Here is a 12148-nt window from a genome sequence, read left to right as displayed (position 1 = left end):
TGCCGTTTAACGCGCGGTCAATGCCAGCCGGTGCTTCAGCCTTTCCAGGTGCCGGGCGAATTGAAGGCGGCCGGCTTCGGTCTCCGCGGTAAACTGCGCGAGACGGAGACGGCCGGCCGCGCGCAGCCGCTCGCGTGTGCCGTCGGTGCGCAGCGCCGTGATCGCCTCCGCCAGCGAGCGCGGCTCGTCATAGTCGAACAGGATGGCGGCATCGCCGGCCTGCGCCTTGAACGCCTCCGGATAGATCACCGGTGTGCCGACCGCCCAGGCTTCCAACGGTGGAAGATTGGTCGGACCGAAATAGCTTGGCATCACCAGCGCCGCGGCGCTGCGGTAGAGCGCGCCGAGTTCGACGGACTCGACGAAGCCGATGATCGAGATCTGATCCGACAATCCGTAGGCACGGATCGCCGCATCGATCTTGTCGCGGCCGCCACGGTCAGAGCCGCACAGCACTAGCCGTTCGATGATGCCTCGCTCGCGCAGGAGGGCGAGTGCGGCGAGCAGCGTCACGTGATTCTTGTGTGGCCAGAACTGCGCTGGATAGAACAGATAGCCCGGCTCGAGCCGGAACTTCGTCAGCACCGCCGCGTCGGCGTCGGCATTAGGCTGGGATTGGCTGACATAGGTGGAGGGCGAGAACGGGATGCAGACCGCGCGCTCTCTTTGCATAGCGTAACGCCGGCAGAGATCGTCGGTCAGCTCGGGTGCGTTGACGATGACGACCGCCGCCTTGATGCTGGCGAGGCCGAACAGGATCTCGCGGCGCTCGAATTCGCCGAAGGTCCGCACTTCCGGAAATTCCGGCGCGTCGCGGTGGCAGCCGTCGAAGATGGTGATGATGAAAGGCAGCTCGTAGAGCAGCAAATGCCGCTTCGAGGTCGAGGTGAAATGCACGACGTCGATGCCGTCGCGGATCAGCGTGCGCTCGAACGGCGATTTCAGCTTCGATGCGATCTGGACGAGATCGAACGGCCCGCAATATTTCAGGAACAGGAAGACATGGTCGAGCGGGCCGAATTTCAGGAGGCGGGCTGTGACACCGAACTCCTTCAGGATCTCCAGCGTCCTCGGATCGGGCGAGTACACCACGATCTCGTTGCCCGATTTGGACGCCCAGTCGCGCAGCCAGAGCAGGTCGTTCAGCGGTTGCTGAAAGCCGCCGCCGACCTCGAGGGCCTGTTCCAACATGACGGCGAGACGCAGCGGTCTCACGGTGTGATGCTCTTTCGGGCGATCGCGTAGGCCGCCCAGCTCTTCGTGTGCGGAGCGTCCTGGGTCAGCCACGCGGCGTGAGCGGCGGGCTGAAAGCCGCTCGCGATGAGCACGGCGTCGATCTCGAACGGAAACCAGTAGCGCAAATGGTGCGCTTCATCGATGCGCCGGATCGTGGCGCGTTCCATGTCCTCGCAGAACAGCGTGTAGTTCACCGTGACGGTCGCGGCCTGTTCGTCATGGTCGGATTGCGCGATGCGGGTCAGACGCAGCGGCTTTTGCTCGATCACCTTGACCCGCGTCTCGACGCCTTGCGCCAGCACGGCGCCGCCGTACCAATAATCGAAGAAGAACACTCCGCCCGGCTTCAACGCGGTGTGCGCGGTCCGGAACATCGACGTCAACGCATCGCGGCTGGTCTGGTAGCTTGCGACGTGGAACAGCGACACGACCGCGTCGAAGTCGCGCTCGGGGCCGGTCTCGCGGGCATCGCCTTGCCGGAACGGAATGGACAGACCGGCCTGTCCGGCGCGCGCCTTGGCGCTGGTGATCATCTCATGGCTGAGATCGATGCCGGCAACGTTCCACCCCTGGCGGGCGAAGGCCAGCGCGTGCAGGCCGGTGCCGCAGCCGAGATCGAGCAGCCGGCCCGAGGCGACGCCGTGGTCGCGCAAGCATGCCTCGACGAACGCCGCCTCCGCCGCGTAATCCTTGTCCTGATAGAGAAGGTCGTACCAGGGCGCGTAGTCGGCGAAAACCGTCACGCCAAAATCTCCTTCAGCGCCTCCGCCGAGCGGGCGATCTCGTCGTCGGTCAGGGCAAGTCCGCTCGGCAGGTAAAAACCGCGCCGGGCGATGTATTCCGCGTGCGGATGGCTCTCGTCGAGCATCAGGCCCATCCGGCGCAGCACCGGCTGCTCGTGCATGCACCAGAAGAACGGTCGCGTTCCGATACCCTTTTCGCCGAGGCGGCGCATCGCTTCCTTGGCGTCGAACGGAACGTCGTCGTTCAGCACGATGCCATAGACCCAGTAGATGTTGTCGGCGTACGAGGTGCGGGCGACCGGGCGGCGGATGCGGTTGAGCCCTCCGAGATGTTCGTCATAGAGCCGGCCGATCCGGCGCTTGATCTCGACGGTCCGCGGCAGGCGCTCGACCTGGGCGATGCCGAGCGCGGCCTGGAGGTTGGTCATGCGCGCATTCCAGCCGAACTCCTCGTGAACGAAGCGCTGCTGCGGCTGGAAGCAGAGATTGCGATAGCCTTGCAGGCGATCGGCGAGGCCATCGTCGTCGGTGAGGATCATGCCGCCTTCACCGGTCGTGACGTGCTTATTGGGATAGAAGCTGAAGGTGGAGACGTCGCCGAAGCCGCCGCAGCGCGCGCCGCGATAGGTCTGGCCGTGCATCTCGGCGGCGTCCTCGATCACCTTCAGGTCGTGCTTGCGGGCGAGCGCCAGGACGGGATCGAGATCGACCGGCAGGCCATAGATGTGGACCAGCATGATCGCGCGCGTGCGCGGGGTGATGACGGCTTCCACGCCCTCGACAGTCATGTTCCAGGTCGCTGGATCGCAGTCGACGCCAACCGGCACGAGGCCGGCGCGCACCACGGCGGCAGCGCAGCTGATGATCGTGAAGGTCGGGATGATGACCTCGGAGCCTTCCGGCAGCCCGAGCGCATGGACCGCGATCTCGAGCGCGACCGAACCGTTGGTGACGGCGATGCCGTGTCGCCGTCCCGCAGCTTCGGCCATCGCCTGCTCGAAGCGCTTGATGAACGGTCCTTCCGAGGAGATCCATCCGGTCCGGATGCATTCAGCCAGATAGTCGGCCTCGTTGCCGTCGAGCAGTGGCGTGTTGACGGGAATGAACGGCGCAGTCACAGGCCTGGGCCTTTGATCCGGATTTCTGATCGGTCGGCTTCGGCGAACCGGGTCTTGTCGTTCTCGCCGGAATAGGGACCTTGCTTGATCTCGAACATCTCGAGCGGTTCGAGCACGTGGAAGCCGTGCGCGCCGCTGCACAACAGGATGATGTCGCCGGCACCGAGCACGCGGCTTTCGAGATATTCCTCCTCGACGGTGTAGAAGTCGACCTGGAGCTTGCCCTTCTGGATCAGGAGGGCCTCCTGGGTGTAGTGCACCTCCCGCGTTACCTTGTTGTGGCGGTGCGGCTCAATGGTCTTGCCTTTTGGATGGCTCATGAAGGCGAGCTGCTGCGACAACTCCGGCGTCGAAAAGAAGTGGATGCCCGGCTCGCGGAACGAGGCGCGCACGATGATCGCGTAGAGCTGGTCGCCGAATCGAACGTGTTCGACGTGTTCCATCGTGAGCCTCGACAAAAACGCTGTGATTAGAGTGAGATAGCTATCCTGCTGCGCACTTTGGCCATTTTGGCCGGGACCGTCAAGGGCGCACGGACTATGTCGTTTGTTGCGCCCCCAACGGGGATTCAGCCAATGTGCGTGAGGATCTCCTCGACACGCCGGCGGAAGGTGTGGGCGGCAAATGTCCTGGCCTGTCCCGCTTTCGCAATCGACAGGCGCGCCGCATCGTCCGCGAGGTACCGGTCGATCAGGGCAAGGCAATCGTCAACGTCGCGCCATGCAACGACTTCGCGGTCGGGAGCGAACAGCGTGTGCAGATTGTCCTTGAAGTCGGTCAACAGGAATGCGCCGACGCCGGTCGCCTCGAACAGACGTGCGTTGCCGGCCTCGCGCCCTGCCATGTCGATGTGCGAATTGAGCGTGATGCGGGAGGCGCGCAGGGCCTGGTACATCTCCACGCCCCACACCTCACCCTGATAGCAGCGATGCAGCGGCGAGGAGGAGGGGAGAGATTGCAGGCCGCTGCCGAACAGTTTGAGATCGTAGCGCCGCGCCACCGCCTCGAGTTGCGCGACGCGGAGCTGATGATCCGCCGACACCGCGCCGACGAAGGTGACGTCGAAACTGTCCTGGGGCGGCGGAGGCAAGATGTCGCGGATGCCTGTCTCGAAAGCGAGATGGACCACTTCGCCGCGCACGCCCTGCTGGCGGAAGTAATCGACGACCGCCGCCATCTGCGAGATCATGAGATCATAGACCGACCAATCCTCGCCGCGCGAGGGCGAGATGCCGACCTGGCCGATCAGGATAGGACGGCCAATCTGCTTGATCCTGCGCGCCAGACGCGTGTCGACATGGAACAGATCCTGATTGAGGACGAGGTCCGGCTTGAAGTCCTCGATTTGCGCCAGCAGGATCTTTTCCGCTTCCGCATCGAGCCGCGGGCTGAGCCCGACCTTGCGCGCGAGCGGCCGCAGCACCGGCTTGAACGGCGCGACCGCGCGTTGCAGCCAGCCGGGAACGGCATCGCGCGCGGCGGGCGCGCCGGGCGGCGACGGATCGGTGACGGCGAGGCCGCGCTCGCGCGCCCATGCGGCCCGCATCCAGGGATTGTTGACATGGATGTCGGCGGCGACGTGCCCCAGGCCGGCGAAATTGCGCGAATAGAAATCGGCGACGCCGAACAGGCTGGCGTTCCGCGCCGCCATCTGCGCCGCATAAGGTTCGTTCTCGAGACCCGGACGGCGGCGATAGAGCCAGCAGAGAAAGCGCGGATAGTCGGCGTTGAGGATCAGGATGCGCACGGCGTCAGGGCTTTTGTTCGAACAGGCTGCGGGGCATCACATACCAAAGCAGGAACAGGATGGCGGTGCCGTGGGTAAGCATGGCGACCGAGAGCGGCACGTTGAGTAGGACGTGCGGCAGCACACCTGATGATATCAGGACGAAGCGGGGCGGTAGCCCCGCGGAGGCGCGGTTGCCGAGCGCCAGCACGAGACCGGATGCGAGCGCGGTTAGCGGCGCGAGCCATGGACCAACGGACGCAACGCCTTCGGTCGCAAACAGCGACGCGTTCAAATTGCCGAAACCGTAGGTGTTCTGCATCACCACCGCGAGCGGCTGCTCGTAGGGACAATGCATCAGCGGCTTGAGCACGGAGATCTGGCAGAACCAGGTCAGCGGATGGGTCGCGAAGAAATGGTTGTAGATGTCGAGCGCGCTCGATGCCGTCGCCATCATCCGGATGTTGACGAGGTCGAAATATTTGCCGGGAATGCTATTAAGGCTGGCGCCGGTGAGGACGATGATGGCAAGGCCGAGCAACATCGGGACAAAGATCGATGCAATGACTGAGGCTCTGGCCTCCAGAAGCCGCGACAGAACGACCAGCGCGATCAGCCAGGCCGGTGTGAAGAACGCGAACTTCGTCAGCGTGATGGGATAGAACAACAGGAGCAGGATCAGCACCAAGCCGGCGCGCCAGCGTTGGCCGAGCAGCCAGTAGCACGCGAATGCAAACGGCAGCAGCGTGCTCGACACCCAGCCCGTGAGATACCGTACGGCTCCGGGAAATTGCAGCGCGTCGCGGTAGTCGTAGATGTTCGCAACCGCGACCAGGCGGAAATTATAGGTCGACGCCACGGCGATGGTGACGATGGAGATTACCAGGATCAGCGTGAGCAGTTGCGCGAAGCGGGCATTCGACAGTGTGACGAGCTGCCGGAACGGCGCCCGGACGAACAGCGTCGGCAACAGCAACAGCACGAGCGACAATGCTGCCGAAACCCCGGCGAGCAGTCGGGGATAGCTATATTCGGAGAAGACGTCGATCCACAGGAAGCCCAGGATCATCGTGTAGAAATAGAAGCCGACGAAATAGCCGAAGCTGAAGCGGGCGGCGGCGAACAGCAGCGAGACGGTCGCGAAAGTGGCCGCGATCGCGACCGCGATCCAGACGCGGTCGCTGCTGAAATGGATATAGGCCTGAAAGTTCGCAACCTTGATCAGCGACAGGCAGGTGACGGCGCTGTGCAGCAGCAGCGCGACCGCCAGCGCAGCCCTGGAGTCCAGCCGGGCTCGCAGATCGCTGATGATGCCGGACGATGCGCTCATGGCGGACGGGCTCGCTTGCGGACGAGGGGAGTTGCGAGCGCGATCAGGCGATTTCAAGCGAGCGCTTGAAATAGGCGATCGTCTCCTTCAGTCCGTCCTCGAGCGCGACCTTCGGCTCCCAGTTCAGCACCGCCTTCGCCTTGGCGAGGTCGGGCTGGCGCTGTCGCGGGTCGTCTTGCGGCAGCGGCTTGAACACGAGCTTGGAGCGCGAGCCCGTGAGCTCGATGACCTTCTCGGCGAGCTCGCGGATCGTGAACTCGGAATTGTTGCCGAGATTGATCGGGCCGGTGACGTCTTCCGCGGTCACCATCAACCGCACGATGGCCTCGACGAGATCGTCGACATAGCAGAACGACCGCGTCTGTCCGCCGTCGCCGAACACCGTGATCGGCTCGTCCTTGAGCGCCTGGACGATGAAGGACGACACCACGCGGCCGTCATTGGGCTGCATGCGTGGGCCGTAGGTGTTGAAGATGCGCGCGACCTTGATCGGCAGGCCGTGCTGGCGCCAATAGTCGAAGAACAGCGTCTCGGCGCAGCGCTTGCCCTCGTCGTAGCAGGAGCGGATGCCGATCGGGTTGACGTTGCCCCAATAGTCCTCGGTCTGCGGATGGATCAGCGGATCGCCATAGACCTCGCTGGTGGAGGCCTGGAAGATGCGCGCCTTCAGCCGCTTGGCGAGGCCGAGCATGTTGATGGCGCCGTGCACCGAGGTCTTGGTGGTCTGCACGGGGTCGCGCTGGTAGTGGATCGGCGAGGCCGGGCAGGCCAGGTTGAAGATCGCGTCGACCTCGATGTAGAGCGGGAAGGTGACGTCGTGCCTGACCGCCTCGAACAGCGGATTGGCGATCAGATGGGCGATGTTGCGCCGGCTGCCGGTGAAATAATTGTCAGCAGACACCACCTCGGCTCCCGCATCGAGCAGGCGCTCGCAGATATGCGATCCGATGAAGCCGGCGCCTCCCGTCACGAGGATGCGGCTGTTCTTGTAGCTTTCAAACGGCATGATCGGTTCCAGATGAGTCCGCGGGCGGGGCGGGCTGAGTGGTATCGGCTACGCGAGGAAAGGCCAATAGGCTCGCGATATGGTATTTTAGTACCGCAATAGCTGTGGTCGCAGACGGTTTTTCAGGCGGGGCCAGTTCGTATAGAAGCCGTCTGGAGTGCGAGGGTGTGTCTCCTCGTTCGGAGCAGATTTGATGAAAGTCGTAATTCTCGCGGGAGGCCTGGGCACCCGAATCGCGGAGGAGACCAGCACGCGACCGAAGCCGATGGTCGAAATCGGCGGCCGGCCGATCCTCTGGCACATCATGAAGATCTACAGCCATCACGGCTTCAACGACTTCGTGATCTGCCTCGGCTACAAGGGCTACATGATCAAGGAGTATTTCGCGAACTACTTCCTGCACATGTCCGACGTGACTTTCCATCTCGCGGAGAACCGGATGGAGGTCCATCGCGAAACCGCCGAGCCGTGGCGGGTCACGCTGGTCGATACCGGTGAGGACACCCAGACCGGCGGCCGGTTGAAGCGGGTGCTGCCTTACGTGGCAAATGAGCCTTTCTTCGCGCTGACTTATGGTGATGGCGTCGCCGACATCGACCTCGGCGCCGAGATCGCCTTCCACAAGGCACATGGACGGAGAGCCACGGTTTCGGTGGTACGCCCGGCCAAACGCTTCGGCGCGGTCGCAATCGAGGGCGACCGGGTCGTCAATTTCGAGGAAAAGCCGAGTGACGACGGCGGCTGGATCAATGGCGGCTTCTTCCTGCTGTCGCCGTCTGTCGGCGACCTGATTGCCGGCGACAAGACGATCTGGGAGCGCGAGCCGATGGAGCAGCTCGCGCGCGGCGACGACCTGCGCGCCTATGTGCATCCCGGCTTCTGGCATCCGATGGATTCGCTGCGCGATCGCAATTTCCTGGAGGGCGAGTGGGCCGGCAACCGCGCCAAGTGGAGAATCTGGTGACGGATCCTGCATTCTGGCGCGGCAAGAAGGTATTCCTGACTGGACATACCGGCTTCAAGGGCGCATGGGCTTCGTTGCTGCTGCGCCGCCTGGGCGCCAGCGTCTACGGCTATGCGCTGCCGCCGACGCACCAATCCGCGCTGTTCGTGACGGCCCGCGTCGCCGACGGCATCAAGCACCGTCTCGCCGACATCCGCGATCTCCCGGCCTTGCGTACTGCGATGGCGGAGGCGGAGCCCGACATCGTCATCCATATGGCGGCGCAGGCCCTGGTGCGCCCGTCCTATGAGGAGCCGGTCGAGACCTTTGCGACCAATGTGATGGGGACGGTGCATGTGCTGGAGGCCGCACGGCATTTGCGCTCCGTGCAGGCGATCCTGATCGTCACCACCGACAAATGCTACGAGAACACCGGCACTGGTGCCGCCTTCCGCGAGGAGGATCGTCTCGGCGGCAACGACCCCTACAGCAACAGCAAGGCCTGCGCCGAGCTCGCAACGCATGCCTATCGGCACAGCTTCTTCAATGCGGAGGGCGCCGCACGCATCGCGACCGCGCGCGCCGGCAACGTCTTCGGCGGCGGCGACTGGGCGCGCGACCGCCTGGTGCCCGACGCGATGCAGGCGTTCCTCGCGGGCGAAGCGCTGCGGATCCGTAACCCCAATTCGGTGCGGCCCTGGCAGCACGCACTCGATCCCGTGCTCGGCTATCTCGAGCTGGTCGAGCGGCTGGCGGACGATCAACGCTTCGTTGGTGGCTGGAATTTCGGGCCTGATGCCGCAAGCGAGGTGCCGGTCGGGACGGTGGTCGATCATCTGATCGCACTGTGGGGCGATGGTGCGCGATGGACCGCGGACCCCGGTCCGCATCCGCACGAAGCAGCCTATCTCAGGCTCGACTGTGCGAAAGCGCGGAGCGAGCTCGGCTGGAGACCGCGGCTCGACCTGGTTCAGGGCCTTCGGCTCACCGTCGACTGGTACAAGGCGCTGCGCGAGGGGCGCGATCTGCGCAAGATCTCGCTTGATCAGCTCGATCAGGTCGCCGCGCAGGCATAATCAGCCTGGCAGGTCGAGAATCTCGGCAATGCGCGCCTCGGCCGACAGCGCGTGCTTCAAATGCGCGCCCGACAGCACCGCCAGATAAGATTTGAGCAGGACGACGAGTGCGAGGATCGCGCGCTCGACGTCCTGTGAAAGGTTCGTTCGGCCGAAGGCGTCCCTCTGCAGGAACGGCCGGTTTTCCATGAAGGTCAGCCAGTAGAGATAGTCGTATCCGGCAATGCCGTTGAATGCGTCTTCCCAGTCGATGACGCGTGGCTCGCCTGCCTGGAGCATGATGTTCTTTGGCCCGAAATCGCCGTGACAGAGCGCGCTCGGCAGGTCAGGAAGACGATCTCCAAGCAACGCGATCAGCCGCTGCATTTCGGCCGCGCTGGCCCGCTTCAACAGACCGCGCTCCGACAGCATTTTCAGGGCCCGTTCCGCGGATGCCAGATAGTGCTCGAACGAGGCAAGCCGACCCGGCCGCAAGTCGTTGAGCCGCTCGCTGAGCGCGTCCGCCATCGCGGCGGCAACAGCGGACGGCATCGGGCCGGTCAGCGGTGCGAGGGCGGGCATCATCAGGCAGAGCCGGTCCGTTTCGTCCGCAAGCCGGATTTCGAAACGGTCGAGCACAATCGTCTCGCCGTAGAGCTGGAAGAGGATCTCCGCTTCCTTGGCGAGGCTGCCGCGTGCGGCCGCGCCCGGAAGATGCGTCTTCATGAACCGCTTTTCGCCGATAATGTCCGCCGTAAAGCAGATGCCGAGCGTGCCGTCCGGCACAGGGGCAACGGTGACGTCGCTGCCTGATGATTGCAGATGCTGCCGCAGTGCGGGCAGAAGGCACGCGCGTTCGGCGGCGATGTCGGGGCGGTGGTCGGCTTCGTGGAAGGCGATCTTACTCAGCACGATAGAGCGGGCTCAGATAGTCGATGCCGTCGTAGCCGAAATGGCGGGCCAGCGCCGCGGTGCCCTGTGCGATCTGCTTGCGCTCCTCATCCGAGAGCTCCTGGATGACGGCCTGGTTGTAGTCCTTGGTGCTCTTGAGCACGGTTCCCCAGGGCGCGATGGAGTCCTTGATCTCGACACCGTTCCAGCTCGGATAAAGCATGCTGTCCGCGAAGGGCACGCCGATGAAGCCGGCGGCTTCGGTCATGAACTTGCGCTTGTCCTCGACGAGATCCTCGTAGCGGAAGATGCGCACGTTGTCCGGATACATCTTCGCGAACATCTCGACCGTGGAGTGATAGATGTTCCAGGTGATCAGGTATTTGGTCAGCGGCTGCGGGAAGGGGCGGCGCTTGGTGTCGCGATAGGCCGAAAACGGGTTGCGCACGATGTGCAGGATGCGCACGTTGGGGAAGTCGCGCACCATGCGGTCGGCGTCGATGCCGATGGCGGGCGAGTAGCCGACATGGACCATGCCGGGACGCGGCTTGGTGTAGTAGTTCTCCCAGGCCGCGAAGGTCGCGCGGAAGAAGGCCTCGATCACCTGGCGGCGGAAGATCGGGGGCTCGCCGACGAGCCGGGCGAATTCGGCGACGCGCTTCTTCTCGTCCAGCACGCAATCCGCGTCGCGGAACTTGGAGCCGTTGCGCTTGCGCAGGAACGTCTTCAGTTCCTCGTCGATCATCTGCTCGTAGAGTTCGATCGCCGTCAGCCCTTCCGGGAATTCGGGATAGCGGTATTGAACGCGCTCGACCGAGGCGAGGAAGTCGTTGAAATTGCGGTTGCCGAGCTGCGACTCGAAGGGATAGACGAGGAGGTCGGGATGGCCGTCGAAATGACGATGGGTGACGTTGCCGCCGTGCTCGAAGCCCGCGGACACCATGGCCAGCCTGAAGTCACTCATACGTCCAACCCCTGCGTCGTGGAACATCGATTCCGCCCTCCCTTTAGCCGCATGGGCCGGATAATCAAGCTCGGATCGGGCTCGATCGGGACGCTCGGCTTCGGGTCGGGTGGCAATCGGGACGTGGGACATTGACGCGCCCAGGGTCGTGATCTACCCGGGGGCCATGCGTATTTTCGTCACCGGCGCGAGCGGCTTTCTGGGCTCCTACTTGGTCGCCGACCTCGTGGCGCGGGGACACGAGGTGGCTGTCCTGTTGCGGCCAACAAGTTCCGATTGGCGCCTGGGGGAGGTTCGCGACCGCCTTCACGTCGTGGCGGGCGGTCTGGATGATCTGGATGGGCTGCGCAGAGCGTTGGGAGCTTTCGGGCCGGAGGCGGTCGTGCACATGGCCTGGCGCGGCGTCGCCGGCGCCGAGCGCAATAGCCCGGTTCAGGCCGTCAACGTCGCCGACACGGTCGGCCTCGCCGAAATCGCAGTCGAGGTCGGCGCCAGGATATTCGTCGGCGCTGGATCGCAGGCGGAATACGGGCCCTACGACCGCGCCATCCGCGAGGACGACGCCGCGCGACCGACGACGTTGTACGGCATGGCCAAGCTGGCGGCCGGATCGATGGCGCTGCGCTTGTGCGAGGAGCGGGGGCTGCGCGCGGCGTGGCTCAGGATCTTCTCGACCTACGGCCCGAAGGACGCGGATCACTGGCTGATCCCGAGCATGATCCGTAACCTGCGCTCCGGACAACACATGGCCCTCACGGCTTGCGAGCAGCGCTGGGGATTTTTGCACGCGCGCGACGCGGCGAGCGCCTTTCGGCTCGCCATCACGCATGATGCTGCGAGCGGCATCTTCAACCTCGGCAGTCCGGACGCGCCGCCGCTGCGTGAGACCGTGACGCGGTTGCGCGACCTCGTCGACCCAGGCGCGACGCTCGGCTTCGGCGAGTTGGCGTATCGGCCCGACCAAGTTATGGTCCTGGCTGCGGACGTTTCGCGCACGCTGGCGTTGGGCTGGAAGCCCGAAGTGTCGTTGGATGAAGGCCTACGCGAAACGGTAAACTGGCATGACGCGACCACCCCTTCCCGCAAATTGTCCTGAGCCGAGGGAGTTCGCCCGCCGAATCCGCGCGCATGCGCTG

12 protein-coding genes are annotated in these 12148 nt (G+C 64.3%); 3 read left to right on the top strand and 9 right to left on the bottom strand.

Features of this window, described 5'->3' with window-relative positions; genetic code table 11:
• Positions 1–6: 6 nt before the first annotated feature.
• The 7 genes from LPJ38_RS32050 to LPJ38_RS32020 form a co-directional block, all read right to left on the bottom strand.
• Positions 7–1215 (bottom strand): glycosyltransferase, encoded by a 1209-nt coding sequence (locus LPJ38_RS32050; RefSeq protein ID WP_145629038.1) that lies wholly within the window; start codon positions 1213–1215, stop codon positions 7–9.
• On the bottom strand, positions 1212–1979 hold the full coding sequence (locus tag LPJ38_RS32045; RefSeq protein ID WP_145629036.1) for a class I SAM-dependent DNA methyltransferase: 768 nt from the start codon (positions 1977–1979) through the stop codon (positions 1212–1214). Before LPJ38_RS32045 ends, LPJ38_RS32050 begins: the two co-directional genes overlap by 4 nt.
• Positions 1976–3097, bottom strand: a complete 1122-nt coding sequence (locus LPJ38_RS32040; RefSeq protein ID WP_145629034.1) for a DegT/DnrJ/EryC1/StrS family aminotransferase — start codon at positions 3095–3097, stop codon at positions 1976–1978. The genes LPJ38_RS32045 and LPJ38_RS32040 overlap by 4 nt, the downstream gene beginning before the upstream one ends.
• The gene (locus LPJ38_RS32035) at positions 3094–3540 is read right to left on the bottom strand and encodes a cupin domain-containing protein (protein WP_145629032.1); all 447 of its coding nucleotides are present in this window, start codon (positions 3538–3540) and stop codon (positions 3094–3096) included. Before LPJ38_RS32035 ends, LPJ38_RS32040 begins: the two co-directional genes overlap by 4 nt.
• A gap of 125 nt (positions 3541–3665) precedes the next feature.
• Positions 3666–4844 (bottom strand): CgeB family protein, encoded by a 1179-nt coding sequence (locus LPJ38_RS32030; protein ID WP_145629030.1) that lies wholly within the window; start codon positions 4842–4844, stop codon positions 3666–3668.
• Between the two features lie 4 nt (positions 4845–4848).
• A complete protein-coding gene (locus tag LPJ38_RS32025; RefSeq protein ID WP_145629028.1) occupies positions 4849–6153 on the bottom strand; it encodes a hypothetical protein in 1305 nt (434 codons plus the stop codon).
• Positions 6154–6196: 43 nt separating this feature from the next.
• A complete protein-coding gene (locus LPJ38_RS32020; protein ID WP_145629026.1) occupies positions 6197–7159 on the bottom strand; it encodes a UDP-glucuronic acid decarboxylase family protein in 963 nt (320 codons plus the stop codon).
• A 193-nt stretch (positions 7160–7352) separates the two neighbouring features.
• On the opposite strand from LPJ38_RS32020, the gene rfbF reads away from it, so the two are divergent.
• Both rfbF and rfbG read left to right on the top strand, forming a co-directional pair.
• Entirely contained in the window at positions 7353–8123 is a 771-nt protein-coding gene (gene rfbF / locus LPJ38_RS32015) for a glucose-1-phosphate cytidylyltransferase (RefSeq protein ID WP_145629024.1), read from the top strand.
• Complete coding sequence (gene rfbG, locus LPJ38_RS32010) at positions 8120–9178, top strand: CDP-glucose 4,6-dehydratase (RefSeq protein WP_145629022.1); 1059 nt, start codon at positions 8120–8122, stop codon at positions 9176–9178. The genes rfbF and rfbG overlap by 4 nt, the downstream gene beginning before the upstream one ends.
• Here rfbG and LPJ38_RS32005 read toward each other — a convergent pair whose 3' ends face one another.
• Both LPJ38_RS32005 and LPJ38_RS32000 read right to left on the bottom strand, forming a co-directional pair.
• Complete coding sequence (locus LPJ38_RS32005; RefSeq protein WP_145629020.1) at positions 9179–10069, bottom strand: aminoglycoside phosphotransferase family protein; 891 nt, start codon at positions 10067–10069, stop codon at positions 9179–9181. It abuts the gene before it with no gap.
• Positions 10059–11012, bottom strand: a complete 954-nt coding sequence (locus LPJ38_RS32000; RefSeq protein ID WP_145629018.1) for a sulfotransferase family protein — start codon at positions 11010–11012, stop codon at positions 10059–10061. Before LPJ38_RS32000 ends, LPJ38_RS32005 begins: the two co-directional genes overlap by 11 nt.
• 109 nt (positions 11013–11121) lie before the next feature.
• Between LPJ38_RS32000 and LPJ38_RS31995 the strand changes: the two genes are divergently transcribed.
• Positions 11122–12108, top strand: coding sequence for an NAD-dependent epimerase/dehydratase family protein (locus tag LPJ38_RS31995; RefSeq protein WP_231088464.1), 987 nt, complete (start codon positions 11122–11124; stop codon positions 12106–12108).
• Positions 12109–12148 lie beyond the last annotated feature (40 nt).

Origin of the sequence: Bradyrhizobium daqingense (genome assembly GCF_021044685.1) — a bacterium.
GTDB classification, from domain to species: Bacteria; Pseudomonadota; Alphaproteobacteria; order Rhizobiales; family Xanthobacteraceae; genus Bradyrhizobium; species Bradyrhizobium daqingense.
This window is presented reverse-complemented; position numbering and strand designations above follow the sequence as displayed.